The following is a 25498-nucleotide window of genomic DNA, read 5'->3' on the forward strand; positions in this document are numbered from 1 at the left end:
ATCGGGACGACGGAAATCACTTGAGCTCCACCTCGGCGCCAGCGGCCTCGAGCTTGCCTTTGATTTCCTCGGCTTCAGCTTTGGCAACGCCTTCTTTGACGGCTTTGCCACCGGCTTCGACCAGTTCCTTGGCTTCTTTGAGGCCCAGGCCGGTGATGGCGCGGACTTCTTTGATGACGTTGATTTTCGAAGCGCCAGCCGATTTCAGGATGACGTCGAATTCGGTCTTCTCTTCTTCGGCAGCGCCAGCGTCGCCACCGGCAGCCGGACCGGCCATCATGACAGCGCCGCCAGCAGCGGGCTCGATGCCGTATTCGTCTTTCAGGATGGTTTTCAGTTCCTGAGCCTCGAGCAGGGTCAGGCCCACGATCTCTTCGGCGAGTTTCTTCAGATCAGCCATTGTACTGTTTCCGTTTTCCTAGATGTGTTCCAACGCGAGAGGGTACAACCCCACGCGGGATATCCCGTTTGCCTTAGGCCGCTTCGGCCTTTTCCTCGATAGTCGAGAGGATGCTTGCGATGTTCGAAGCAGGTGCGCCAATGGCGCCGGCGATGTTCGAAGCGGGCGCGCCGATGCAGCCGACGATGGAAGCAATAAGCTCATCGCGCGACGGCATTTTCGACACGGCCTCGACACCGGCCCGGTCCAGAGCCGTCTCGCCCATAGCACCGCCAAGGATCTCAAACTTCTTGTTATCCTTGGCGAAGTCCTCGGCCACCTTGGCTGCTGCCACGGGGTCCTCGGAATAGGCGAGTACGGTCATGCCCGTCAGGTAATCAGCGATCGAAGCGTTCGGCTTACCTTCCAGGGCGATCTTGGCGAGCCTGTTCTTGGCAACACGCACGGCCCCGCCCGCATCACGCATGCGTGCGCGCAGGTCCTGCATCTCGGCAACCGTGAGACCCGCGTAGTGTGCAACCACCACGACGCCAGAGCTTTCGAAGATCTGGCCGAGTTCATCGACCACTTTCTCTTTCTGGGCTCTATCCACAGTTTTACTCCAAGTATGGAGGGCCTTGGCGACCCCCCGGCTCCTAGTTCACCGGGCGATGCCCGGCGTCGGGTCCTTACGGGTCCAGCCAATTCGCCCCGGAACGGCCCGACGAAGGTTCGGGGGCCATCCGAAGAATTCTTGGTCTCTTCCCGTCTCGGGCAGGAATTATGGCGTCGAAGGATTTCGGGCCACCCACCGTCTCGGACGAATCATCCGGGCACCCAAGAGACTCGGGCACCGGACAAGCGGTGTGTTTAGACGCTCGTGTAAAGATTGTGAAGACCCGAACGACAGAAAAATCCACGCGGACGCGAAACGCCGCGGGAGTGCCGGTCTCAGGCGATGTCCGGCAAGTGAACCAGGTAACCCATCACGGACGGCAGTTTGCGCGACCGGACCGCCCAAATCAAGAGCTTGCGTAAAAATCGGGCGGTTCTGTGACGTCGGGCGATCATCTGGCGGTGCAACCGTCCGCCCCGTATACTCTGGCAAACACCGCGCTACAGGATCAGTCAGCCCGCATGAGCCCCCGCACCGACCGCCGCGCAACCGGCAAGCCAAAGGGCCGCCCGACCTCTGTCGCCGATCTCCGCGCCCGCCTCGACCGCGCCCGCGCCACCGGCGCAGGCAAGGACGCCGAAGCCCGCGCCCGCCGGATGTTGGCTGCGTATCTCGACACCGCGGCGGCGCATGGCATGTCGCTGCCGCAGGCCGCCGGGGAACTGGCCCGCGGACAGGCGGCGGCTCGTCTGGGCGACGTCTCGCGCGATACGCTTATGCAGAACCCGCCCCGCGCCGTGACCGAGGCCGCCTGCGCCGAGGGCTGCGCCTTTTGCTGTATCCTGCAAGGCGGCGACGGCGGCACCATCACCGAAGCCGAGGCGATACGGCTGCACGACGCGCTCGCCCCGCTTGCCGGTCAGCCGGACGGTCGCGGCTGGCATCCGGCTGCCTGCCCGGCGCTCGACCCCGAGACCCGCGCCTGCCGCGCTTATGACGCGCGCCCGACGATCTGCCGGTCGTTCATTTCAACCGATGCCGAGGCCTGCCGGGTCAATGCCGAGGGAGGACAGGAAGCAGGCGCAGGACTGCTGGGCAGCCACCTTGACTATCTCGCCGTTCATGCACTGGCTCGCGACCTGCTGAAGGGGCTGGCCCGCGTTCCGACCTATGCCATGGCCCGCGTCGCCGAAGGCGCGGTCGAAGGCGAGGATCGCACGGCGACGCTGGACGCGGCGCGCCACAAGCCGCGCGCGCTGGAAGATGCCTGCCGGGATGCGGCCAAGGCCGGTGGCCGCTGACCACCGCCAAAAGCAGAAAGGGCGGACCCGAAGGCCCGCCCTTTCCGAATTCCAGTCGTGAAGCGCCTTACTCGGCGGCTTCGGCCGGTGCGTTGCCGGTGGCCGACAGCACGTCGATCGACACGCCCGGGCCCATGGTCGAGCTGATCGAGACCTTTTTCATATAGGTCCCTTTCGCGCCCGTCGGCTTCGCCTTGTTCACCGCGTCCACGAAAGCACGCACGTTCTGGGCCAGCTGATCGGCCGAGAACGAGGCTTTGCCGACACCGGCGTGCACGACGCCCGCTTTCTCGGCTTTGAACTGAACCTGACCGCCCTTGGCCGCCTCGACGGCTTCCTTGACGTCCATGGTCACGGTGCCGACCTTCGGGTTCGGCATCAGGTTGCGCGGGCCAAGCACCTTACCCAGACGGCCGACGATCGGCATCATGTCCGGGGTGGCGATGCAGCGGTCGAAGTCGATGGTGCCGCCCTGAATGGTTTCCATCAGGTCCTCGGCGCCAACGATGTCCGCGCCGGCTGCGGTGGCTTCATCAGCCTTCGCGCCACGGGCGAACACGGCGACGCGAACGGTCTTGCCGGTGCCGTTGGGCAGGGTCACGGTGCCACGAACCATCTGGTCGGCGTGACGCGGGTCGACGCCCAGGTTCATCGCGATCTCGACCGACTCGTCGAATTTCGACTTGGCGTTCGATTTCACCAGTTCGACAGCTTCCTCGACCGACAGGTTTTCCTTGCCGGCGAAGGCTTCGCGCGCGGCGCGGGTGCGTTTTCCGAGCTTTGCCATCTTACTTCACCTCGATGCCCATGGAGCGGGCGGAGCCCAGGATGATCTGCATCGCGGCGTCGATGTCATTCGCGTTCAGATCTTTCATCTTCGCTTCGGCGATCTCTTTCACCTGAGCGACAGACACCGAACCAACAGTCTCGCGGCCGGGGTTGTTGGCGGCGGACTTCAGCTTGGCAGCCTTCTTCAGATAGTAAGACGCGGGCGGCGTCTTGATGTCCATCGTGAAGGACTTGTCCTGGTAGTAGGTGATCACGGTCGGGCACGGCGCACCGGGCTCCATTTCCTGCGTCTTGGCGTTGAACGCCTTGCAGAATTCCATGATGTTGATGCCGCGCTGACCCAGCGCCGGGCCGACCGGCGGAGAGGGGTTCGCTTGACCGGCGGGCACCTGAAGCTTCATGGTGCCGGCTACTTTCTTGGCCATGTGCCAATTCCTTTTCTCAACACCCGCGAAACGCGTTCCGCAGGCTTCGGTTGATGTGGTCTGGTCCGGACATCGCGATGCCCTCGCCTCCCACACAGGGTGCCATCTTCCGACGACAGACGCGGCGCATACACCCGGGAAAGGGATTCTGCAAGCCCGGCGGCCCTGCAATCACGCCGCTTGCCACCAGTGTCCTGTGCCCCCTACGGTCCAGCGAAACAGATAACAGGATAAACGATGACGTTCGACTTTTCTCCGCTGCTGCCGGAAAGCACACCGGCGCCGGCAAAGCGCTGGTCCGGTTTTCCCGAGTTCAACTTCATCGGCGGCCACATCGACAACGCAACCGTTCCGGTGGACGACCTGCGCGCCGCAATGGACCGGGCGCTGTCGCGCGAGGGCGCGGACATCGCGACCTACAGCCTGCGCAGCGGCCCGCAGGGCTACCGGCCCCTGCGAGAGTACCTCGTGCAAAAACTGAAGCGCTACTCCGGCATCGACACCACGGCGGATGACATCCTGCTGACCTCTGGCTCGTTGCAGGCGATGGAACTGGTGAACAAGCTGCTGCTGGAACGCGGCGACACCGTCATCGTCGAGGAAACCAACTACGGCGGCACCTTCTCGAAGCTCCGTGCGATGGGAGTCGATATGATCCCCGTTCCGCTTGATGCAGAGGGGATGCGGATGGACGCGCTGGAGACGGTGCTGAACGATCTGGCGGCGAAAGGGATCCGGCCGAAGTACATCTTCACCATCGCGACCGTTCATAACCCCACCGGCACCATCCTGCCGCTCGACCGCCGCCACCGGATGCTAGAGTTGGCAAAGCAACACGGTGTGCCGATCTTCGAGGACGAGTGCTATTCCGATCTCGTCTGGGCGAATGAACGGCCGCCCGCGCTGCGGGCGTTGGACGATAGCGGCATGGTCATCCACATCGGCACCTTCTCGAAGACCGTCGGACCGGCCTTGCGCGTGGGCTACATCAACGCCGGCTGGCCGGTTTTGGGACGCCTCATTGCGCTGAAGACCGATGCCGGCTCGCCCGCGCTGGAACAGATGATGCTGGCCGAATACTGCCCCGACCACTTCGACGACCATGTACGCCGCTGCAATGCCGTGCTGGAGGGCAAGCTGGACGCGATGATCGACGCGGTGGACGAGTGTTTTGGAACGACGGTCGAATTCGCCAAGCCGCCCGGAGGGATTTTCCTGTGGCTGAAGCTGCCCGAGGGCGTCACGACACCGCAACTCGCGGCGGTCGCCGGGGCGAAGGGCGTCGCGGTGAACCCCGGGCCCGACTGGTCTTTGGAAGGCGATGCCGACCGCTGGATCCGGCTATGCTTCGCGAACCCGCCAATCGAGACGATCCGCAAGGGCGTCGCCCGGCTTGCCGAAATCTGTCGCGAGGAGTTCGGCGTGCCGGAGATCAGCGGCAACATCCGGCGCTGAGCGCCGGAAGCCAAAAGCCATGGCGGGCTCGCCCCGCCATTCGGCTCAGCCCTGCTTGGACACCTGGGTGTATTCCAGTTCGACCGGCGTCGCGCGGCCGAAGATTGACACCGACACCTTCAGGCGCTGGTTGTCGTCGTCCACTTCCTCGACCATGCCGTCGAAGCCCTCGAACGGACCATCGGTGACCGAGACCTTCTCGCCCACATCGAAATGGATCAGGGTGCGCGGCGCTTCCTGACCTTCTTCGACGCGGTTCAGGATGCCATTCACCTCGGCGTCGCGCATCGGCATCGGCTTGCCCTGCGGGCCAAGAAAGCCGGTCACGCGGTTGATTGAGGTGATCAGGTGATAGCCGGCGTTGGTCATCTCCATGCGCACCAGCACGTAGCCGGGCATGAAGCGCCGCTCGGCGGTGACCTTCTTGCCGCGCCGGATCTCGATGACCTCTTCGGTCGGAACCAGCACTTCCTCGATCTCGTCTTCGAGACCGGCGTCGGCGACGGCGTGCCGGATCTGTTCCGCCACCCGCTTCTCGAAGTTCGAGAGCACGCTCACCGAATACCAACGCTTGGCCATACCGTCGTCCGTCCTGATCTGCGCCCGAATTTTCGAGGAAAATTCGCGCCGTTTTCCCAATGATCCCCAAACACACTGAGGCGGGCCACTCGATTCGATGCTCGCCATGTCGGGGAAGTTCGGCCCCGATACAGTGCAATCCGGCGGAATTCAAGCCGATTGACCCACGGCTGTTGGCCAAAGCGCCACGACCGCAACTGGCGCCGCGTTAAAGAAACGGCATCCGGCCCGCTCTTCGGGGCCGGATGCCGACAAGAACTTTAAAGTCGCCGCTAGGCGCGAACGCAGCCGCGTTCGCGAAGCTTTTTCTCGATTGCGTCGAATTCACCCTTCGCCTGGCCAAGCGCCGGACCCTGGTCCGTACCTGCGGTCAATGCGAAGAGAGCCGGCCAGAACAGGATCATTCCGATTCCCATCGCGACCGCATCCTGATCGGCCTTTTGCTTCTGGGCCGCGGACAGCGTGTTCACGCGCGAGATGATGTCGGCACGTTCGGCAGCGAGTTGGTGGCAGGTCATACCGCTGTAGTTCATCGTCGAGACCGGAATCGCCTGGACCTGATTTGGTTGCTGGGCACAAGCGCCAAGCATCGAAACAACAGTCAAAGCAAGCAGGGCACGTTTCATAAGGATTTCCTCCGTTTAGGGAGGGTGTGATTAACAGGTTGAATATGTCCGCCATTGGGCGCCGAGACCCTCGCTAACCTAATGTGATGCAATGAACACGAGGGAGCGATCAGCGCTGACGACAATGATCAAGCGGCGAAATTATCTCGGTTAATCAGGTGCTTCGTACGCAGCCAAGAAAGGCGGAGCAAGCCATCGCCATGCGCGACGATGGACAATCCGCCACCACGACAGGCGCTGTCCAACGCCGCTCACTCGCCCGTCGCGCCCGCCCTAAGACGCCTTCGTCAGCTCGCTCTCTGATTTCAGGACTTCGTCGCCGTCGGACTGTTCGATCCGGTAGGCCGGGTTGTCCTCGTCAGCGTCGCGGGTCACCTCGGACCCCTGCGCCTTGATGGTGGTCTTGCGGGTATAGACCGTCTGGACGGTGCCGGTCCCGGTGCCATTGCCCCAGTTCCATTCTACCTTGTCACCTTCGCCGTACTTCGCCATTCGCTTTCCTCCAAAGATTTGGGGAAAGACCTAGGCAAAAGCGCGCCCACGGCAATGGCCGGACGGCGCTTGGGACAGGTTTCAGGAGGTTTCCGCCGCGGCGGAGAATGATCAGCCGACGTAGGTCAGCAGGATCTGCAGGCCGGACCGGATGATCCAGTCGACCAGGAAAAAGAACACGGCCGTCAGCGAGGCCATCACGAAGACCATCACGGTGGTCAGCAGCACTTCGCGGCGGGTCGGCCAGACGACCTTGGCGACTTCAGCACGGACCTGCTGAATGAACTGAAGCGGATTGGTACGGGTGGCCATCGTCATTCCTCTGGATCGGATCGGGCGGCAGATACGGGTTTTCGGCGCGCTTTTCAAGCGGCACCGGAGTCACTTCCAGTCGAAGAACCCCTCGCCCGCCCGCAACAACAGGGCTGCGGCCATTGCGCGGCCCATCTCGGGGCCGTCCTCGGCAGAGCCTTCAGCGGCGTCGGCCAGCGCTTCGGAGCCATCGGTGCGCAGGATCTCTCCCCGCAACCGCAGCCGCCCGCCGTCCAATTGCGCAAGCCCCGCAATCGGCGTTTCGCACGATCCGTCAAGCGCGGCGAGGAACGCGCGCTCGGCCGCCAGACGGGTGCCGGTGACCGCGTCGTGGATCGCTTCGAGCATCCCGGCCACGCGGCTGTCGTCGCCACGCCGTTCGATCCCGATTGCGCCCTGCGCGATGGCGGGCAGCATGTCATCGGGGTCGATGGGGCGGTGCGGCACATCAAGGTCCGGCATCCGGTTCAGTCCCGCCTTGGCAAGAAACGTCGCCTCGGCCACGCCATCGGCCAGCTTGCGCAGCCGGGTCTGCACGTTGCCCCGGAACTCGACAACCTTCAGGTCGGGCCGCCGGTTCAGAAGCTGCGCCTTCCGCCGCAGGCTGGACGTTCCGACAACCGCGCCTTCGGCCAGCTCCGCGATACCGCCCAACGTCGGCGAGATGAACGCGTCCCGCACATCCTCGCGCGGCAAATAGCAGTCCAGCACCAGACCGCCCGGCTGTTCGACGGGCATGTCCTTCATCGAATGCACCGCGATGTCGATGCCGCCGGACAAAAGCTGTTCCTCGATCTCTTTCGTGAACAGCCCCTTCCCGCCCAGCTCTTTCAGCGGTTTGTCCTTCGCGATCAGCGCCGCATCGTCGCCGGTGGTGCGGATCACCACGATGGCGAAAGCCTCGGACGGCAGGTCGAAGGCGGCGGCCAGACGGTCGCGCGTCTCGTGCGCCTGCGCCAGCGCCAGCGGCGAGCCGCGGGTGCCGATCTTGAGCGGGTCGTGGGGTGTGGGCATCGTCATGGCTTCCGCCATAACCGAACTGTGCGGGAAGGAAAACGGGGCGCGACATCGGCGCCGCGTCATGGCGGCGCGGAAGCTGCGAACCGCTTGACTCCGGACGCCGGGCGCTAGACCTGTCACCGGAACGAAAGGGAGACGGGAATGGCTTCGAAGACGATCCTCCGCGCGCTGGCGGGCGAGACGCAGGCGGTGCCGCCGGCGTGGCTGATGCGGCAGGCGGGACGCTACCTGCCCGAGTACCGCGCGACGCGGGCGCAGGCCGGGGATTTCCTGTCGCTGTGCTACAACCCCGAGCTTGCGGCAGAGGTCACGCTTCAGCCGATCCGCCGCTTCGGCTTCGACGCGGCCATCTTGTTTGCCGACATTCTTCTGGTGCCGCAGGCGCTTGGCGCCGACCTGTGGTTCGTCACCGGCGAAGGTCCACGCCTGTCGACCATCGACGCGCAGGCGCATTTCGACGTACTGAAACCGGCGGCTGCCGTGCATGACACGCTGTCGCCGATCTACGAAACCGTGCGCATCCTGTCGCGCGAGCTGCCGGCAGAGACGACCCTCATCGGCTTCGCTGGCGCGCCATGGACCGTGGCGACCTACATGATCGCCGGTCGCGGCACGCCCGATCAGGCTCCGGCGCACGCGCTGCGCACCGGGAACCCGGCGCTGTTCGACGCGCTGATGGAACGGATCACCGAGGCCACAATCGAATATCTCTCGGCACAGGTCGACGCAGGTGCGGAAGTCGTGAAACTGTTCGACAGCTGGGCCGGCTCCCTGCCCGCCGACGCTTTCCAGCAATACGCGGTCGCCCCGGCCCGCCGCATCATTGCAGAACTGAAGAAGCGCCATCCGGGTCTGCCCATCATTGCCTTCCCGCGCGAGGCAGGTCCGGCCTACGAAGGCTTCGCCAAGGCCACCGGCGCGGACTGCGTGGCGCTCGACAACTCGGTCGACGCCGAGTGGGCGGTAGCACATGTGCAGAAGGATGGCTGCGTACAGGGCAACCTTGACCCGAAGCTGATGGTGACGGGCGGTCAGAAGCTGATCGACGAGGCCAAGCGGATCAAGGCGGCGTTCGCCGGTGGGCCGCATATCTTCAACCTTGGGCACGGCATCACCCCCGACGCCGACCCCGAGAACGTGAACGTCCTGCTGGAAGCGATCCGCGGCTGACCATCGCCGCCGTGCTGTGACCCAGCGACAACCCTGCTAAGCCCTCGGGCCGCAAACAGGTGACTTTCCGCTAGGTCACCGTTTAGGCTTCTCCAAGGTCACACCGTGGGGGGAGCATCGGCATGGCGAAACCGATCCGCGAGATAACCATCGTCGGCGGGGGCACCGCTGGATGGATGGCGGCGATGCTGCTGCAGACCGGGCTGCAACAGGGCCGCAAGGTGAAGATCACCCTGATCGAGTCGCCCGATGTCGCCACCGTCGGCGTGGGCGAGGCCACGGTTCCCAACATGCCCCGCACGCTGCACCAGTGCGGCATCTCCGAGCGGGAGTTCTTCAAGACCTGCAATGCCTCGTTCAAGCTTGGTGTCGACTTCACTGACTGGAACCGGGACCGCAACGGCAAGCCGATATCCTACATAAACCCCTTTGCCCGTCCGCCTGCGATCGGAACGCAGCAACTGGGCGTCTACTACAGCGACCTTGGCGCGGGAGCGCTGGATTTCGTCCAGACCTTTTCGCCCACGGTCGACCTGATCAACGCCTGCCGCGCGCCGCGTATGTCGGGGGCGGGCGAGTTCGATCAGAAGATGAAGATCGGCTATGCCTACCATCTCGACGCCGGAAAGTTCGCCGGCCTGATGCAGAAGACCTGTGTCGCCGCAGGAGTGAATCACCTCCGCGACAACGTGCAGGACGTGGAACTGGATGAGCGCGGATACGTCGCGGCGCTGCATCTCGAGAAATCGGGCCGGCATCCGGTGGAACTGGTCATCGACTGCACCGGCTTCCGAGGCCTGATCATCAATCAGGCCCTAAAAGAGCCCTTCGTCAGCTATTCCCGCTACCTCGCCAACGACCGCGCCATGGCGGTGCAGATCCCGCATCTCGACAAGCAGAAGCTTGAGCCCGTCACTCGCTCGACGGCCTTGGGGGCCGGATGGTCTTGGCGCGTACCGCTCTATAACCGGATCGGCACCGGCTATGTCTTTTCCAGCGCGCACCGCACCGACGAAGAAGCGCGTGCCGAGTTTCTTGCCCACCTCGGTCCCGCCGGCAAGGACGCAGAGCCGCGGGTAATCCCGATGCGGATCGGGCGCAGCCGGCACGCCTGGGTAAAGAACTGCGTCGCGCTGGGGCTGTCCGGCGGCTTCATCGAGCCGCTTGAGTCGACGGCGATCCACATGATCGACATGGGCGTCCGGTGGCTGACCACCTATTTCCCCGACAGCGACTTCGCCCCGCCGCTGCGCGATCATTTCAACCGGCTGACCGACCGGATGTATGACGAGGTGCGGGATTTCATCATCCTCCACTATGCCCTCGGCAACCGCACCGACAGCCAGTATTGGATCGACGCCCGCGAAGAGCTGCAAGTCCCCGACCGCTTGGCCGAGCTGATCGAGACATGGCGCTATGCCCTGCCCGGCCCGCTGGACCTGCCCAGTTCGATCCTGTTCGACCACATCACCTATCAGGCCGTCTTGTTGGGCAAACGCGTCTACGAAACCGGATTCGCGCGCGGCAAGCTGGCGCGCGGGTCGCGGCTGGATGCGGACAAGTGGAAGACCTACCTCGGGCAGGTTCGGGGTCAGGTGAAACAGGCGGTCGGCGCAGCCTGCGATCATCGCAGCTATCTTGCCGAGATGCGGGGCGAGATCACCCCCGGCGGCGCCAAGCCAGCGCAGCCCGCGATGGGCGGCTTCGCGATGCCACAGGCGACGGTGCCCTTGCCCGGGACGCCGATGGCGCATCTGCCGAAAGCCCCGCCAGCGCCCGACACACTGGAAGACGAAGGCGCAAGCCTGCTTTAGACGGCTCTGCCTAGCGCCACTTGGCGAGGGGCGGCAGGCTCATCAGGACGGCGTCCGGGTCGTGACCGGTCGCCAGTCCGAACTTGGTGCCGCGGTCGTAGACAAGGTTGTACTCGGCATAAAGCCCGCGATGGACCAGCTGAGTCTCCTTGTCGGCTTCCGTCCACGGCGTGTTCCGACGGCGCTCGGTCACCGGCAGGAAGGCGGGCAGGAATGCCCGGCCGACATCCTGCGTGAAGGCAAAGTCCGCCTCCCAGTCGCCCGTGTTCCGGTCGTCATAGAAGATCCCGCCGACGCCCCGTGCCCGCTTGCGATGCGGGATATAGAAATACTCGTCCGCCCACGCCTTGAAACGGTCGTAAAGGTCATCCCCATGCGGATCGCAGCCGGCCTTCAACGCGGCATGAAAATCCACGGTGTCCTCGTCATACTCGATGCAGGGGTTCAGATCGGCACCGCCGCCAAACCACCACGCGTTCGGCGTCCAGAACATGCGCGTGTTCATGTGGACAGCGGGCGTGTGCGGGTTCTGCATATGCGCCACCAGGCTGATGCCGGACGCCCAGAACCGGGAATCCTCGGCAATGCCGGGGACACCACGCGCCGCCATCGACTTCTGGGCCGCCTCGCCCAGCGAGCCATAAACGGTCGAGACGTTGACGCCGACCTTCTCGAACACGCGACCGCCGCGCATGACGCTCATCAGACCACCGCCGGCATCCGCCTCGCCTTCAGCCGCACGGCGAGTCTCGGTGACCTCGAACCGCCCGGCGGGTGCGTCTGCGAAGGGGCCGGTGGTCTGGCTGTCTTCCAGCGCCTCGAAGGCACTTACGATCTGGTCGCGCAACTCGCGGAACCAGCCCGAAGCGCGGGACTTGCGGTCGTCGAACAAACCTTCGCTCTGGTCGGACATGGTGGTCTCCTTCGTCGCGTCGCCGGACAGATGCGCGCCCGCGCCGTCGGCGTCAACTGGCAGAAGGCGGGAGATAGCGTCGCATCCGGCCCTGCGACCGCACCGATGCCGCAAAAGAAAAACCCCGGCTCAGGGGCCGGGGTTTATCGAAATCGGTCGCGCCGGGATCAGCGCTTGTCGTCGTCCTCGTCATCGACATCGGGCTGGTCGTCGCCCGACGGCAGGTTGAAGAAGCTGTCGGCGTCCGGCAGATTTTCTTCCTTGTCGTCGTCGTCACCGCGAGGATCGTCCGACAGCGAGAACGTCTCGAGACCCGAGATCGCGGTCGGGATCTTCGGATCGGTATCCATCTCGAGGCTCTGCTCGGTCGACACCAGCTTGCGCCGTTCGTCGTCGGTCATAACCGCGTCCAGCTTCTTGGCAGCCTTGGCCACCGCGGCGTCCAGTTCCATCTGCTTGCAGAGGCCCAGCGCAACAGGGTCGATCGGCTGCATGTTCGCGATGTTCCAGTGCGTCCGCTCGCGGATCGACTGGATCGTCGGCTTGGTGGTGCCCACCAGCTTCGAGATCTGGCCGTCCGACAACTCGGGGTGGAATTTCACAAGCCACAGGATCGCGTTCGGCCGGTCCTGCCGCTTGGACAGCGGGGTGTAACGCGGACCGCGCCGCTTTTCCTCGCCGACGGCAGCCGGGTTGTGCTTCAGCTTCAGCTTGTACAGCACGTCCTTCTCGGCCTTGTCGATTTCTTCCTGAGTCAGCTGGTTGTTGGCGATCGGATCAAAGCCCTTCACGCCGGCCGCGACGTCACCGTCCGCGATGCCCTGAACCTCCAGCTCGTGCAGGCCGCAGAAGTCCGCGATCTGCTTGAAACTCAGCGTCGTGTTATCCACCAGCCAGACAGCGGTGGCTTTCGCCATGATCGGTTTCGCCATCATCGTGCGTCTCCTTCGACAAATACCTTCTTCGCCGTGAAAACGGCTGGTCCGGCTGGACCCTATCCTCGTTTTCGGGGAAGTTGGCGGCTCATATAGCCTCAAATTGCCCAAAGGAAAAGCCCCCATGCGCTGGATCGCAGCCTTGTTCCTGACCGCGAGCGCCGCCTTCGCCGAGGGCGAAACACCGGGCGATTTCGACTATTATGTGCTGTCTCTGTCATGGTCGCCGACGTGGTGCGCGCTGGAGGGCGACGCCTCTGGCAGCCCCCAATGCGATGATGGCAAAGGCTTCGGCTGGGTGCTGCACGGGCTGTGGCCGCAGTACGAAGACGGGTGGCCCAGCTATTGCCGGAACAACACCCGCAATCCGTCGCGGGCCGACACCGCGGCGATGGCCGATATCATGGGCAGCTCTGGTTCGGCTTGGCACCAGTGGAAGAAACACGGGCGCTGCGCCGGGCTGAGTTCCGACGACTATTTCACGCTTGCGCGGCTGGCCTACGACCGGATCAGGCGCCCCGAGGTACTGCGCCGGCTGGACAAGGCCGTCACGGTTCCCGCCTCGGTCATCGAAGAGGCCTTCCTGAAGGATAACCCGGAACTCGCGGCGGACGCGATCACCATCACCTGTCAGTCCGGACGCATCCAAGAAGCGCGGATCTGCCTTACCCGCGATCTGGAGTTCCGCGATTGTGGCCGGGATGTCCGGCGCGACTGTTCGATGACCGACGCGCTGCTGGACCCGATCGACTGACCCTCGTCAATAAGCGTCCCACTCGGGCGCGAAGTCGGGGTCGACGATGCGTTTCTTGCGATCCAGCCGGTCGATCTGGTCGATGTTCGCGTCCGACAATTCCAGGTCCTTTGCCGCAAGGTTCTCGGCAATGCGCTCTGGCTTCGACGATGTCGGGATCACGACGTATCCCTTGTACATCAGGTAGGCCAAAGCCACCTGCCCCTCGGTCGCGCCCAGTTCGTCGCCCAGCCCTTTCAGGATCGGGTCGCCCTTGATCTTGCCGCGCGCCAGCGGGGAATAGGCCGTCAGACCGATGCCCAGCGACCTGCAGTGCTGTACGATGGGGGTGTTCGCCAGATACGGCGACAGTTCGATCTGGTTCATGAAGATCCGCTCGGGGCCGCCAAGGATCTGCGCCGCTTCGTCGACCAGGACCTTGTTGAAGTTCGAAACCCCGATATGCCGGGCCAGCCCCTCGTCCTGCGCCTGCGCCAGCGGTTTCAGATAATCCTCCATCGCCATGTCATTCGACGGCCAATGCAGGTACAACAGGTCCACCTGATCCACTTTCAGGCGGCCAAGGCTTTGCTCGGCGGCCTTGCGGACTTCGCCGTACTTGGACGCGGGAATTTTGGTGGTGATCCAAAGCCGTTCGCGCGGGATGCCGCTTGCAGCGACGGCGTTACCAACTTCTGTCTCGTTATCGTAAGCGTCGGCCGTATCGATGTGCCGATAGCCGGCTTCCAATGCAGCAGTCACAAGCTTCTCGCCCTCGCCACCCGTTTGTGTCCAGGTGCCGAAGCCGATCTGCGGAATCTCAGTAAGCAATTTAATACCTTTCCGTTCTCGTATTGGAGAAACGGGCAAGGCGGCAAAAAGTTCAGCCCCATAGGTCCGAACTGCTGCTTTTTAGCTATTTTCGCCCCTAGGGGGCGAATTTCGTTTTAGACTTGCACCAATTGCGTGCATTTTGCGGTCGTTTGCGCCCGCTAGTCGACAACCTGAAGAACGATCTTCCCAATATGCTCGGAGCTTTCCATGCGCGCATGAGCCTTGGCGGCGTCGGCAAGCGGAAATGTCGAATCCATCACGGGCGCGACGCGCCCCGCCTCCAGCAGCGGCCAGACATGCGCCCGCAACCCGTCCGCGATCTTGGCCTTCGACGCGTCGCTTTGCGGCCGCAAGGTCGAGCCGGTCACGGTCAGCCGCCGCGCCATGATCTGCGCGAAGTTCAGTTCGACTTTCGGGCCGGACAGAAAGGCGATCTGAACCAACCGGCCGTCGTCCGCCAGCGCGCGCACGTTGCGCGGAATATAGTCGCCGCCGACCATGTCGAGGATTAGGTGCGCTCCGCCTTCGGCTTTCAGCACCTCGACGAAATCCTCGTCGCGGTAGTTGATGGTGCGCTCGGCCCCCAGTTTCGCACAGGCGGCGCATTTCTCGGCGCTGCCGGCGGTCGCGAAGACGCGCGCGCCGAAATGCGCGGCAAGCTGGATCGCCGTGGTGCCAATGCCCGACGAGCCGCCATGCACGAGGAACCGCTCGCCCGCCGCAAGTCCGCCCCGCATGAACACGTTGGTCCACACTGTGAAAAACGTCTCTGGCAGGCAGGCGGCGGCGGCCATGTCCAGCACCTTGGGTACGGGCAGGGCGTGATCGGCCGACGTCACCACGTACTCGGCATACCCGCCCCCCGGCAGCAGTGCGCAGACCGCGTCGCCCTCTTTCCAAGCCGTGACGCCCGGGCCAACCGCCGCGACGGTTCCGCTTGCTTCGAGCCCCGGCAGGTCCGACGCCCCCGGAGGCGGCGGATAGCTGCCCGCGCGTTGCAGGGCGTCGGGCCGGTTCACACCGGCATAGGCCACCCGGATGAGGATCTGTCCGTGACCCGGCACGGGGATCGGCCGTTGCGTTGGTCGCAGGACATCCGGTCCGCCGGGCTCGGCAATCTCGATCGCGGTCATCATGTCGGTCATTGTCGGCTTATCCTTCGCCGCGCACGTGTCCGGGAAGGTCGGACGCGTCGCGGTGCTGCGGCGCCTTCACCTTCGACATCAGCCAGTTCGGTCCCACCATCAGGCCGTTCAGAACCGGGTTCTTCCGGACTTGCGCCTTTACCTTTTCGATCCGCATCACGTCTTCGATCCGCCGGTCGAGGAAAGACCATGTCTCGGCCCGCCCCTCGCTGTCATCGCCAAGCCAGAACAACACGGTCGAGCCATAGACCCCGGCCAGCGTCGCGCGTTTGGTGTACCAGTTGATGTCGTCGGACGGGTCCCCAAGCGCGGTCCAGATCGCGTCGCAGGTCTCCCAGATCAGGCGCGCGCCCTCCGGCGCGTTCTGCGGCAGCGCGAAGAAGGCAGAGCCGCGGCGCACCGCCTCGCGGTCGTCGATCGCTTCGATCCGGGCGCGCACCGCGAAGGTGATCCGCTCGCGGATCTTCATCTCGGCAAGGTCGGCGCGGTCAAGGCGGTCCAGCATCGCGGCGTCGCCGCGTTTGTGAAAAGCCACCGCCATATCCAGCGCGCCACGGGGTGCGATGGCGCGCGCCTCGGCTGTCGTAAGGCCAAGATCGGCCGCGGCAGCGCGGAAGCTGGCCTCGGACCAGCCGTCGAACGCCACGTGCGGAAGGATCGCGTCCAGAAGCTGCGAACGGTCCGCAGCAACAGCACCGCGCCCCGTCGTTTCACTGCCATTTTCGGTGGATGGATCGGTCATCGGCTCCTCCGTCTTCGCCCGCGTTATCGCCGGCCGCCTATAGGTGGACAAGCTAGCTTGCCTTTGCTATACGGCCACTTCCTGCAATTTCCGCAACCCTAACTTAGAAAGGTGGTGACAACCACATGCAGGTCAGCGTTCGCGACAACAATGTCGATCAGGCCCTTCGGGCTCTGAAAAAGAAGCTGCAGCGTGAGGGCGTCTTCCGCGAGATGAAGCTTCGGCAACATTTCGAGAAGCCCTCCGAGAAGCGCGCACGCGAGAAGGCCGAGGCCATCCGCCGCGCCCGCAAACTCGCACGCAAAAAAGCCCAGCGCGAAGGTCTTCTCTAAGACTGACGAGGCTTGGCCGGCGGGGCGACCCGCCGCTCAGACGACCCCCGTGGCATTGCCCGGGGGTTTGTCATTTCTGGGGTCGCGTTTGCCGAAACGCACTGCTGCCGCCGGGTGACGATTATCACCACGACGGCAGTTTTGTCTGCGGCTTTCGGAGTTGGACAACCACTGGCCCGATCTTTTGCGAGCGGTTCGGCGGACACCACCGCCCTTCATGTCGCGTTCGGACGGCTTTTGAAGCCAACGCGGTTCGCGACCGCATCAGAAGCATGTCCGGTCAGGCGGACTTGCGCGCGCTGTCCCAGGCAAGTTGCTCGTCCTCGGCCCCGTGCTCGTCCCCGAAGCGGAAGGCCGCAACCGCGCCGGACAGCCCTTCGGCGCCGGCGTTCATCGAGCCGACCGCAGCCGTCGTTTCCTCGAACATTGCCGCGTTCTGCTGGGTCACCTTGTCCAGTTCGTTCGCAGCGCTGGTGATCTCTGCAAGGCTTCCGGACTGGGCGCGGGTTTCTGTCGCGATGCGACCGATACGCTCGGCGGTTTCACGCACGGCGGTCACGATCCCTTCAAGCGCCTCGCCGGTCCGGCCGACCAGTTGCACGCCTTCCTGAACCTGCTGTCCGCTGGACGAGATAAGCTGGCTGATCTCGCGCGCCGCCTCTGACGACCGCTGCGCAAGCGCCCGCACCTCGGAGGCGACGACGGCAAAGCCGCGACCGGCGTCTCCGGCGCGCGCCGCCTCGACCCCCGCGTTCAGGGCCAGAAGGTTGGTCTGGAAGGCGATGTCGTCGATGACATTGGTGATCCTTGCGATCTTGCCCGAGGACGATTCGATCAGGCTCATCGCGGCCACCGTCCGTTCGACGATCTCGCCACCGGCGCTGGCCTTGTCCTGTGCTTCGCCAGCATAGGAAGAGGCGTCTTCCGCCATAGACGCGGCTTCGTCCACCGAGGTGGTCAGCGCGGTCAGCGCCGCTGCGGTTTCCTGTAGGGTCGCGGCCTGACGTTCGGTGCGGATCGACAGCTCTTCCGAAGAACTGTTGATCTGCGATGCGTCGTTGCGGATGCGATCGGTGTATTCGGCCACGTCGCGCAGGGCTTCCGACAACTGTGCCAGCGCTTCGTTGAAATCGACCCGCAGCGGTTCGTATTCCTCTGCGAAGGCGGCATTGATGCGTGTGTTCAGGTCGCCGGTCGACAGCCCCCGCAAGGCGATCTTCAGCGCCTCCAGAACCTGCGCCAGCTGCTCCGTCATCTTGCGGCGCGATTCAGCCTCGCGTTCCTCGGCCTCGCGCATCCGCTGTTGTGCTGCATCCGCCTCGGCCTGTTGCGCGCGAACCGTCGCCGTCGCCGCCTCTGCCTTCGATTGCGCGGCCTCTGCCTCTGCGCGGTCGGCTTCGGCATCGGCCTGCGCCGCGCGCGCCTGGGCAAGCGCTTCGTCGGTCGCAAGCTTTGCCTCTTCCAGCGCGGCGTTGCGGGCCTGGCTTTCGGCATCCATTTTCAGGCGGATCCGCACGGCGATCACCAAGGCGGCGGTTTCAACCAGCACGACCGCGCCATGAAACAGCGACCGTTCGATATTGGCGAAGATGTCCGAAGACGGATAGACCAGCGACGGAAGCAGGATGCTGAGCGAGACATGGTGCAGCACGATCGTGGCGGCGCCGAAGATGATCGCGCGGACCCCGACAAGCGCCACCATCGCCGCGAGAACCGCGAAGAAGGACATATGCGCATCCAGCTGCCAGGGGTGGCCGGCGAAAGCCGCGGTCAGCCCGATGGCCTGACCGACCATGCTTTGCCCGACCGCGATGCGACCGAAACGCCCGCCGGTGCGCATGCCGACCTGGCCCAGCGCCGCGAAAGCGGCCGAGATGCCGACCGCCACCCAGCTTTGCGAGCCCGTCAACAGGACCACCAAAGCCACCGTAGGCACGCCGGCCCAGGCGCACATCATCAGACGCCGGGTTGCGACGTCGCGGCTTCTGTCCAGTTCGCTTTGCTCTGTATTCATACCTCAGCCCACTCCACAAATCGCGGCAAGTGCAGTGCCGTCCGTCACCCACCAGGCGCCTTCGTCACGAACCCGGCGCACGAAATCAGAGGTCGCGGCATGCCCGGCCCCGTCGGCCACCGTGGCGAAGACCGCCAACGGCGCGCGCACCGGACCGACAAGCCGCCCACCGGCCCCGTCGACGACGCTGGCGGCGTCCAGCCAAGGCGGGACGATCACCAGCATCGGCGAGTCCGTGCGGGGCGTGCCGCCGACAACGGCGGCGACCGGTCCAGACAGGACGGCAAGCAGGGGAAAGGCGAATAGGATCAGACGCACCACGGCACCTCGTTCAGGTTGGGCCGGGTATAGGAGACAAATGTTTAAGTCGGTCTGAACATGCACGCACAAAAAAGGGCGGCCGAGACGGACCGCCCTGTATGTCGCCCAGGTCGTGTCAGGACCTGAGCCAGTCCCGCGCGGCAGCGTGGTCTTCGGCTTCGAAATAGCGCGCATCCTTGCCCAGAACGCGTTTACCAAGCCCCACCGCCATCTTTTGCCAGCCGGCATCGCCGACGATGGCGGCCTTTTCCAGCATCGGTGCGTGGTCACGAACCAGCTTGAAATGCTCGCCCAGCGCGCCGAACCCCTGCCAGCCATCAAAGTCGCGGATGTCCAGCAGCAGGCGGAAGCGATCGTTCGCGCGGATGAAGGCGTTCAACCGCTCGACCTCGGCATCGTAAACAGCGCTGTCGAGCTTCCCGAGCAACTGGATTTCCAGCACCCCGTCGCCAAGGTCGGTCTGATGGATCGCGCCCAGCGACTCGGTCAGCCAGCGCTTCGCTTCGTCCACCTGTCCGGGATGGAACACCATGACCGGGCACGGCAGGATCACCGCGAACGCCTTGATCGCGCGCGCCACGCCCTTGGAGCCGGTCACGACCGCGATCCGGTCGAAGCCGCGCCAGTGCTTCAGCCCGGTGCGCGCATCGTCCCACAGCGCCCCAAGCGTGAAGTCGCCGGCGTTCGACTCCATTTCCATCAGCAACCGCAGACGCGCGTCGCCCTCGGTCGCCGCATCGATCGCGGGCATAAGCACATCGCGGTAGTCGGCGTCCGTCACACTGCCCGAGACGTACACATGAAGCATGTCGTCGCGGTGCGTTTCCTTCAGTTCCATCATGACAGGTCCCTCCGAATAACTCCCTGCCAGCATATAGGCACGGGGCAGACCTGCTCACAGGAGACCCGGTAAAATGTCACACAGGCAGGGCAGTCGTCTGGAACACCGTGCGCAGCGAAAAGGACGAGTGCATCTGCGCGACCCCGGGCAACCGTGCCAGATAGCGCCGGTGGATCCGCGCGAAATCGTCGGTGTCCTCGGCGGACAGCTTCAGAAGATAGTCGGCCGTACCCGCCATCAGGTGACATTCCAGCAGATCCGGAATCCGCGCCACCTCGCGCTCGAACGCATCCAGCACCTCTTCCGCCTGCCCGGACAGCGTGATCTCGACGAACACGGTGGTCGGCCGGTTCAGCTTGCGCGGATCGAGCAAAGCCACGTAACGCGCGATCACCCCTTCGGTCTCTAGCCGCTGCACCCGGCGGTGACAGGCCGAGGGCGACAGGTTAACCGCTTCCGACAGCTCTGCGTTCGAGATGCGACCACGCTTCTGAAGCGTCCGCAGGATTCGGCGATCGGTGTCGTCCAGCTCGGTCATGTCGCAGATTCCTCCCGCCTTTGCGCCACTTTGCCGCAGGATCTACGCCAAGACAGAAGGTTTGGCACGAAAATTCCGAAGAGTTTGCGCCGCGCCCCCGACATGCTGGATCAAAGCGAGGAGGATACCCATGAAGATCGGTTGCCCGAAGGAAATCAAGCCGCAGGAATTTCGCGTCGGCGTGACGCCCAACGCCGCCAACGAAGCGGTGATGCACGGTCACGCGGTGCTGGTCGAGACCGGCGCGGGCGTCGGGTCCGGCTTCACCGACGAGGATTACATCGCGGCTGGCGCGACCATCGCCGGCTCTGCGGCCGAAGTCTTCGCGGCGGCGGACATGATCGTGAAGGTCAAGGAACCGCAGGCGGCAGAGCGCAAGATGCTGCGCGAAGGTCAGATCCTCTTCACCTACCTCCACCTCGCCCCGGACCCGGAGCAGACGGCGGACTTGCTGGCGTCGGGCGCGACCTGCATCGCCTATGAAACTGTGACCGATGCGGCGGGCGGGCTTCCCCTGCTTGCACCGATGTCAGAAGTCGCAGGCAAACTCGCGCCGCAGGTCGGAGCGTGGACGTTGCAGAAGGCGAATGGCGGGCGCGGCGTGCTGCTGGGGGGCGTCCCCGGCGTCGGTCCGGCACAGGTCGTGGTCATCGGTGGCGGTGTCGTCGGCACCAACGCCGCGCGCGTCGCTGCCGGGATGGGCGCCGAAGTGACGGTGCTTGACCGCTCGCTGCCGCGGATGCGCTATCTCGACGACGTGTTCGGCGGGCAGTTCCGCACCCGCTATGCCTCTGCCGCGAACACCGCCGACTTGGTCGCGCAAGCGGACATGGTGATCGGCGCCGTGCTGATCCCCGGCGCGGCCGCGCCAAAGCTGGTGTCGCGCGCGCAGTTGTCGACGATGAAACCCGGCGCCGCCATCGTCGATGTCGCCATCGATCAGGGCGGCTGTTTCGAGACCTCGAAGGCCACCACTCACGAGGACCCCATCTACGAGGTCGATGGCATCATGCACTATTGCGTGGCGAACATGCCGGGCGCGGTCGCGCGGACATCGACCATCGCGCTGGGGAACGCGACGATGCCGTTCCTTCTGGCGCTGGCTGACAAGGGATGGCGGAAAGCCTGCGAGGACGATCCGCACCTACTGGAAGGGCTGAACGTCCACGCGGGCAAGCTGACCAGTTACCCGGTCGGCAAGGCGCTTGGGATCGACGTTCTATCCCCGTCGCTGGCGCTCAAGGCCTAGCGGGTCAGTTCGGCGCTGAGGGTCCAGCCGGTCACGCCGGATTCGTGCTCGACCATGACCCAAGGCCCGTCCTTTTCGATCACGGCGACCCAGTCGCCGCGTTCCATCCCGCGCAAGACGGCGAAGTCGTCGCCGGGGCCAGAGCGCAGGTCCAGCTTGCCCTCGGACGGCCACACGACCGAGGTATAGCGGGCGGCGGATGGACCCGTGGGCGCGGGCGGGGCCGACACCGGCGCGACCGCTGTCACCAGCGGGTCGGTCGTCGGGCGCGGTACGGGGACGGGCTGCGGTGCCGGCGTCGGGACAACGGCAACCGCCGGCTCGACCGGCAAGGCAACGGGAGCCCCAAGCAGCGCGTTCTGCACCCAGCCCTTCGCCCCCGAGGGCAGGCGGACCAGCGTCCAACCGGAAACGTGCTCGATCGTCGCGATCACCGATCCGCCCCGGGCGTAGGTCACCGCGCCATCCATCGTCTGTACCCGCGTGCCCGCCGGCGCGGTAGCGACTACCTCGTACAGCATGTCGGGACCGGCCCTGAGACCCGCCGCGCCACCCAGCGTCGCCTGCCCGCCCTGAACCGCCGCCGGAGCGAACCCGGCAGCAACGCAGGCTGCGAGAGGTAGAAGTGCCTTGGCGATCATTATCAAGTCCTCCGTCAACAAATACGTGTCTTCAAATCGGACGGCAGTCGCCTGCCTGCCCAAGCGACGGCCCGTAAAAGCGAACCGATGCGAAGCGCCCGAAAATCATGGCCCTCCACCGGTAATGATTCGGCCGCGATGAAATCGTTCAGCGCATATTAGCATGGCATTCGGTTTTTCCCGCCATGCCGGGAAGCGGCCCGCCGACGCGCGCGCGGCGGGCCATCCATTTCCGGATCAGGCCGGCTTTTTCAACGAGTCGCGAATTTCCAGCAACACGTCCAGTTCGGTCGGCCCCGCGGGCGCGGCCTCGGCGGGTTCATCCTCGTTCCGCACCGCCATGTCGCGGACCTTGTTCACGTAGCGAACAAGCATGAACACGACGAAAGCAATGATCAGGAAGTTGATGATCGCCATGATGAAGGCGCCATAGGCGAAGACCGCCGCACCGGCCTCGCGCGCTGCGTCAAGCGAGGCATATTCGCCGTCGCCGCTGAGCACGAGGAAGTTGTTGGTGAAATCGAACCCTCCAAGGAACAGGCCGATGATCGGATTGATCAGGTCGTTCACCATGGAATTGACGATCGCGGTGAAAGCCGCGCCGATGATAATGCCGACGGCCATGTCCATGACATTGCCCTTGGCGATGAATGCCTTGAATTCGTTGAGCATAATCTGTCCCTTCGCTCGCACCTTGCGCGGTCAGATTACGGGAATCGAAAGAAAGTTTAATTACTTTCTGAACAAAGCTCTCGGATTATGGGGATTGTCGCCGACCAGACGCATTTGCGCCGCCCCCGAAGCCGGGCCTTTCGGCCTCTCCGGAGACGGCGACTTGCGAGTGCCTTGCACCAAGCGCGCCCTAAACGCCCTCGCGCGCTAGCGCGTCAGCACCTCCAGTTGCTCGCCATTGAGACAGTAGCCCGGCGCCCTCCGGGCCCCCGCCTCGTTCTCGACGAGCCACAGGATACAGTCATCGGACCGCGTACAGGACCGGCATGTCGTCACCATGTCCCGCAGTCGCTCGCCACCCAGTCGTCCCTCGATCTGGTCGGCGCTGGTTCCCAGTACCCGCGACATACCCTGCATCAGGCAGGCCGTGTCGGCGTCTTCCATCCGATTGCTCATGACAGTGACCTCCGGCATTCCCCAACCTGTCTGATAAGTTGAAGAATAGACCCAAATGCCGCGCCCCGCTTTGATCAGGATCAAGCCGCTAGAGGGTTGCCGCCACCTGACGCACGATAGCGATCCGGTCCGCATTGGGCGGGTGCGTTCCCAGGAAGACATTGCCCGGATCGTCAATACGCTGGAAATACGCGGCCCCCACCAGCGGATCGTACCCGGCCCGTGAAGAGATCACGGTTCCCATCGCGTCCGCCTCAAGCTCGAACGTCTTGGCGAAACTGCGGACGCCAAGCTCTGCGCCGATGGACTGCACCGCGATCAGGTCGTCGCCCTCTACACCGGACATCTCTGCAAGAATCGCGGCCAGAACGGCCCCGCGCGCCGCGCTTTCGCGCGCTTTCGGGATGTGGCCGAGGATGTGATGCGCCGCCTCGTGACCAAGCACGAAGGCGATCTCGTCGTCGTTCTGCATCTCTGCCAGCAGCGACGCGGTGAAAATGATGACGGCCTCGCCATTCGGCCCTTCGGTTTGGAACGCGTTCGGCGCGACGGTCGGATCAGAATCCATCAGGACGACGAAGTCGCAATTCCGCACGATGCGCTCGGCCCGGCAGACCTGCTCGGCGACCGGCACGGTCCGGTCGACCACGGCGGCAAGGTTGGTCCCCGCGCCCGCCGGCGACAGGGTTCCGGGGCCGGTGGACGTCTCGGTCGGGACAAGGATCTCGCCACAAGCGGCAAGGCACAGAAACAGCGGCAGGAAAAGGAAACGGGGCATGGAACACTCTGTTGACGGCAGCGCCAGCATAGTGGCCGCAGCGGCAGACGCCAGCGGCCCCTCGATCACGATCCGCGCACCGCATTCCACCGCCGAATGGCCCTGTGCAAAGCGCAGACGCACGGCTAGGGTCGGGGCATGTTTACCATCGAACACGATTTCGACGCGACGGTCGTCACGCTTGTCGACGAAGGCAGCGTCCACCTTCAGGAAGACGTCATCGTCAACGCTTTCGAGGACTGCGTCACAGTCGAACAGCTGGACCCGCACACGGACAGGCTTCAGAAGATCACCCTGTCGATGGCGCAGCTGCGCGACCTGTCAGCCGCGCTGAACCTTCCCGAAGGCGTCTACCGCCTGCGCCGGAACGAGGACTGACAGCCCCCCCGGCGACGCCTTGTCAGTAACGCTTGGGCTTGCTTTTCCAGCTGTCCAGCCACTTGCGGAAGCGCCCGCGCCGTTCGTCGATCTGCGCATCGGCCGCATCCCAAGCCTCTCCGGCGCGCTCCATCGCCGGGTCGACCGAGCGTTCGCGGAACTGCCGCCACATCGCGCGGATGAACAGCCACGCCACGCCGACGAATACGAAGAAGAATACGTTGAACCACGGGAACGGGCTGTCGTCGGGGCTGTCGATCGGACGGATCGCGATGGCGTTCGGATAGATCGTGAAGAACCGGTTCCGCCAGCCGTATTGCGTGATGACCACCCACTGAGGATCGGCCGCCGTCGACTGAAGGTTCGACGCCTCGGCCTGAAGATCGGAACTGTCGAACTTGAAGTACGGCGGCCAGATCCAGCCGGTGTCCTCGTTGCGGTAGACCATCACCCCGTAGCTGTCGCGCGGGATGAACCCGAACAGCCACGTCTTGCGCTTGTAGGTGTTGATCAGACGCAGGTCGCGCGTCTCGCCCTCGACGTTTCCGCTGTCGGACTGGGCATAGAACATCCGGTTGAAGGACGAGAAATCCATCCGGATCACTTCGGTCCCGGTGATCCGCGCGACGTCGTGGCGCGGCAGCACGTAGCCCAGCGTGCCGAACACCAGCACGAACGCCACGATGCGGAAGAACCATTTCACATAGACCATGCGTCTCGCCTCAATTCCAGTTCGTCAGGATCAGGACCGCGATCACCATCGCGGCGGGGATGATGTAAACCAGCAGGATCAGCTTCGGCCGGATCGAGGAATGGTAGTCCTGCATCCCTTCCTCGACATAGCGCGCGCGCGCCTCGGGGTCACCGCCTTCGGGATTGTCCGCCTCCCAAGCCTTTTCCAGCTTCTCGCGCCGGACGGAACGAGAGTACAGCCAGACCAGCCCATATACGATGCTGAGCCCGATGAACCCGAAAACGACAAGTCGGACAAGGTTCAT

Annotated in this window: 32 protein-coding genes; 8 read left to right on the forward strand and 24 right to left on the reverse strand. The window is 64.4% G+C overall.

Annotated elements, in window-relative coordinates; all coding sequences use genetic code 11:
- Positions 1–16: 16 nt before the first annotated feature.
- Together rplL and rplJ are read right to left on the reverse strand one after the other, a co-directional pair.
- Positions 17–400 (reverse strand): 50S ribosomal protein L7/L12, encoded by a 384-nt coding sequence (rplL, locus tag ACP156_RS18780; protein ID WP_425052905.1) that lies wholly within the window; start codon positions 398–400, stop codon positions 17–19.
- Positions 401–473: 73 nt separating this feature from the next.
- Positions 474–992 carry a 50S ribosomal protein L10 gene (rplJ, locus tag ACP156_RS18785; RefSeq protein WP_425052906.1) on the reverse strand — a complete coding sequence of 173 codons (519 nt, stop codon included), beginning with the start codon at positions 990–992 and terminating at the stop codon, positions 474–476.
- Between the two features lie 524 nt (positions 993–1516).
- On the opposite strand from rplJ, the gene ACP156_RS18790 reads away from it, so the two are divergent.
- The gene (locus ACP156_RS18790; RefSeq protein ID WP_425052908.1) at positions 1517–2296 is read left to right on the forward strand and encodes a YkgJ family cysteine cluster protein; all 780 of its coding nucleotides are present in this window, start codon (positions 1517–1519) and stop codon (positions 2294–2296) included.
- Positions 2297–2363: 67 nt separating this feature from the next.
- Here the strand turns inward: ACP156_RS18790 and rplA are convergent, their stop codons facing one another.
- Positions 2364–3083, reverse strand: a complete 720-nt coding sequence (rplA, locus tag ACP156_RS18795; RefSeq protein WP_425052909.1) for a 50S ribosomal protein L1 — start codon at positions 3081–3083, stop codon at positions 2364–2366.
- A gap of 1 nt (position 3084) precedes the next feature.
- Positions 3085–3510, reverse strand: a complete 426-nt coding sequence (gene rplK / locus ACP156_RS18800) for a 50S ribosomal protein L11 (protein ID WP_425052910.1) — start codon at positions 3508–3510, stop codon at positions 3085–3087.
- 237 nt (positions 3511–3747) lie between these two features.
- Here rplK and ACP156_RS18805 point away from each other — a divergent pair, with 237 nt between their 5' ends.
- Complete coding sequence (locus tag ACP156_RS18805) at positions 3748–4965, forward strand: PLP-dependent aminotransferase family protein (protein ID WP_425052911.1); 1218 nt, start codon at positions 3748–3750, stop codon at positions 4963–4965.
- A 45-nt stretch (positions 4966–5010) separates the two neighbouring features.
- Here the strand turns inward: ACP156_RS18805 and nusG are convergent, their stop codons facing one another.
- The 5 genes from nusG to hemC form a co-directional block, all read right to left on the reverse strand.
- Positions 5011–5544, reverse strand: coding sequence for a transcription termination/antitermination protein NusG (nusG, locus tag ACP156_RS18810; protein WP_425052912.1), 534 nt, complete (start codon positions 5542–5544; stop codon positions 5011–5013).
- Positions 5545–5816: 272 nt separating this feature from the next.
- On the reverse strand, positions 5817–6170 hold the full coding sequence (locus tag ACP156_RS18815) for a hypothetical protein (protein WP_425052913.1): 354 nt from the start codon (positions 6168–6170) through the stop codon (positions 5817–5819).
- Between the two features lie 273 nt (positions 6171–6443).
- On the reverse strand, positions 6444–6662 hold the full coding sequence (locus ACP156_RS18820; protein WP_425052914.1) for a DUF2945 domain-containing protein: 219 nt from the start codon (positions 6660–6662) through the stop codon (positions 6444–6446).
- A gap of 111 nt (positions 6663–6773) precedes the next feature.
- Positions 6774–6974 (reverse strand): preprotein translocase subunit SecE, encoded by a 201-nt coding sequence (secE, locus tag ACP156_RS18825; RefSeq protein WP_425052915.1) that lies wholly within the window; start codon positions 6972–6974, stop codon positions 6774–6776.
- 69 nt (positions 6975–7043) lie between these two features.
- Complete coding sequence (gene hemC / locus ACP156_RS18830; RefSeq protein WP_425052916.1) at positions 7044–7994, reverse strand: hydroxymethylbilane synthase; 951 nt, start codon at positions 7992–7994, stop codon at positions 7044–7046.
- A 141-nt stretch (positions 7995–8135) separates the two neighbouring features.
- Between hemC and hemE the strand changes: the two genes are divergently transcribed.
- Together hemE and ACP156_RS18840 are read left to right on the forward strand one after the other, a co-directional pair.
- Positions 8136–9164, forward strand: a complete 1029-nt coding sequence (gene hemE / locus ACP156_RS18835) for a uroporphyrinogen decarboxylase (protein ID WP_425052917.1) — start codon at positions 8136–8138, stop codon at positions 9162–9164.
- Positions 9165–9286: 122 nt separating this feature from the next.
- Complete coding sequence (locus ACP156_RS18840) at positions 9287–10978, forward strand: tryptophan halogenase family protein (protein ID WP_425052918.1); 1692 nt, start codon at positions 9287–9289, stop codon at positions 10976–10978.
- Positions 10979–10988: 10 nt separating this feature from the next.
- On the opposite strand, the gene hemF is transcribed toward ACP156_RS18840, so the two are convergent.
- Both hemF and ACP156_RS18850 read right to left on the reverse strand, forming a co-directional pair.
- Complete coding sequence (hemF, locus tag ACP156_RS18845; RefSeq protein ID WP_425052919.1) at positions 10989–11891, reverse strand: oxygen-dependent coproporphyrinogen oxidase; 903 nt, start codon at positions 11889–11891, stop codon at positions 10989–10991.
- A 167-nt stretch (positions 11892–12058) separates the two neighbouring features.
- Entirely contained in the window at positions 12059–12823 is a 765-nt protein-coding gene (locus ACP156_RS18850) for a DUF1013 domain-containing protein (RefSeq protein WP_425052920.1), read from the reverse strand.
- 127 nt (positions 12824–12950) lie between these two features.
- Between ACP156_RS18850 and ACP156_RS18855 the strand changes: the two genes are divergently transcribed.
- Positions 12951–13580, forward strand: coding sequence for a ribonuclease T2 family protein (locus ACP156_RS18855; RefSeq protein WP_425052921.1), 630 nt, complete (start codon positions 12951–12953; stop codon positions 13578–13580).
- 6 nt (positions 13581–13586) lie between these two features.
- On the opposite strand, the gene ACP156_RS18860 is transcribed toward ACP156_RS18855, so the two are convergent.
- The 3 genes from ACP156_RS18860 to ACP156_RS18870 form a co-directional block, all read right to left on the reverse strand.
- Positions 13587–14390 (reverse strand): aldo/keto reductase, encoded by an 804-nt coding sequence (locus ACP156_RS18860; RefSeq protein ID WP_425052922.1) that lies wholly within the window; start codon positions 14388–14390, stop codon positions 13587–13589.
- Between the two features lie 161 nt (positions 14391–14551).
- Positions 14552–15538: an NAD(P)H-quinone oxidoreductase gene (locus tag ACP156_RS18865; protein WP_425052923.1), complete on the reverse strand. Its 987-nt coding sequence runs from the start codon at positions 15536–15538 to the stop codon at positions 14552–14554.
- Positions 15539–15545: 7 nt separating this feature from the next.
- Complete coding sequence (locus tag ACP156_RS18870) at positions 15546–16280, reverse strand: COQ9 family protein (RefSeq protein WP_425052924.1); 735 nt, start codon at positions 16278–16280, stop codon at positions 15546–15548.
- Positions 16281–16405: 125 nt separating this feature from the next.
- On the opposite strand from ACP156_RS18870, the gene rpsU reads away from it, so the two are divergent.
- Positions 16406–16612, forward strand: a complete 207-nt coding sequence (rpsU, locus tag ACP156_RS18875; protein WP_057812606.1) for a 30S ribosomal protein S21 — start codon at positions 16406–16408, stop codon at positions 16610–16612.
- 280 nt (positions 16613–16892) lie between these two features.
- Here rpsU and ACP156_RS18880 read toward each other — a convergent pair whose 3' ends face one another.
- The 4 genes from ACP156_RS18880 to ACP156_RS18895 form a co-directional block, all read right to left on the reverse strand.
- Positions 16893–18626, reverse strand: coding sequence for a methyl-accepting chemotaxis protein (locus tag ACP156_RS18880; protein WP_425052925.1), 1734 nt, complete (start codon positions 18624–18626; stop codon positions 16893–16895).
- 3 nt (positions 18627–18629) lie between these two features.
- Complete coding sequence (locus ACP156_RS18885) at positions 18630–18947, reverse strand: hypothetical protein (RefSeq protein ID WP_425052926.1); 318 nt, start codon at positions 18945–18947, stop codon at positions 18630–18632.
- Between the two features lie 115 nt (positions 18948–19062).
- Entirely contained in the window at positions 19063–19788 is a 726-nt protein-coding gene (locus tag ACP156_RS18890; RefSeq protein ID WP_425052927.1) for an STAS/SEC14 domain-containing protein, read from the reverse strand.
- A 76-nt stretch (positions 19789–19864) separates the two neighbouring features.
- The gene (locus ACP156_RS18895) at positions 19865–20326 is read right to left on the reverse strand and encodes an Lrp/AsnC family transcriptional regulator (protein WP_425052928.1); all 462 of its coding nucleotides are present in this window, start codon (positions 20324–20326) and stop codon (positions 19865–19867) included.
- A 130-nt stretch (positions 20327–20456) separates the two neighbouring features.
- On the opposite strand from ACP156_RS18895, the gene ald reads away from it, so the two are divergent.
- Positions 20457–21575: an alanine dehydrogenase gene (gene ald, locus ACP156_RS18900; RefSeq protein ID WP_425052929.1), complete on the forward strand. Its 1119-nt coding sequence runs from the start codon at positions 20457–20459 to the stop codon at positions 21573–21575.
- Here ald and ACP156_RS18905 read toward each other — a convergent pair.
- The 4 genes from ACP156_RS18905 to ACP156_RS18920 form a co-directional block, all read right to left on the reverse strand.
- Positions 21572–22216 (reverse strand): SH3 domain-containing protein, encoded by a 645-nt coding sequence (locus ACP156_RS18905; protein WP_425052930.1) that lies wholly within the window; start codon positions 22214–22216, stop codon positions 21572–21574. The genes ald and ACP156_RS18905 overlap by 4 nt on opposite strands.
- Before the next feature lie 237 nt (positions 22217–22453).
- Positions 22454–22888, reverse strand: a complete 435-nt coding sequence (mscL, locus tag ACP156_RS18910; protein WP_425052931.1) for a large conductance mechanosensitive channel protein MscL — start codon at positions 22886–22888, stop codon at positions 22454–22456.
- A 207-nt stretch (positions 22889–23095) separates the two neighbouring features.
- The gene (locus ACP156_RS18915; protein ID WP_425052932.1) at positions 23096–23344 is read right to left on the reverse strand and encodes a DUF6455 family protein; all 249 of its coding nucleotides are present in this window, start codon (positions 23342–23344) and stop codon (positions 23096–23098) included.
- Between the two features lie 88 nt (positions 23345–23432).
- Positions 23433–24122, reverse strand: a complete 690-nt coding sequence (locus ACP156_RS18920) for a M48 family metalloprotease (protein ID WP_425052933.1) — start codon at positions 24120–24122, stop codon at positions 23433–23435.
- 138 nt (positions 24123–24260) lie between these two features.
- Between ACP156_RS18920 and ACP156_RS18925 the strand changes: the two genes are divergently transcribed.
- The gene (locus ACP156_RS18925) at positions 24261–24500 is read left to right on the forward strand and encodes a hypothetical protein (RefSeq protein WP_425052934.1); all 240 of its coding nucleotides are present in this window, start codon (positions 24261–24263) and stop codon (positions 24498–24500) included.
- 22 nt (positions 24501–24522) lie between these two features.
- On the opposite strand, the gene ACP156_RS18930 is transcribed toward ACP156_RS18925, so the two are convergent.
- Together ACP156_RS18930 and ACP156_RS18935 are read right to left on the reverse strand one after the other, a co-directional pair.
- The gene (locus ACP156_RS18930; protein ID WP_425052935.1) at positions 24523–25212 is read right to left on the reverse strand and encodes a DUF1523 family protein; all 690 of its coding nucleotides are present in this window, start codon (positions 25210–25212) and stop codon (positions 24523–24525) included.
- Positions 25213–25222: 10 nt separating this feature from the next.
- Entirely contained in the window at positions 25223–25498 is a 276-nt protein-coding gene (locus tag ACP156_RS18935; protein WP_425052936.1) for a hypothetical protein, read from the reverse strand.

The sequence above is a fragment of the Psychromarinibacter sp. S121 genome (assembly GCF_049801035.1).
Lineage (GTDB): Bacteria > Pseudomonadota > Alphaproteobacteria > Rhodobacterales > Rhodobacteraceae > Psychromarinibacter.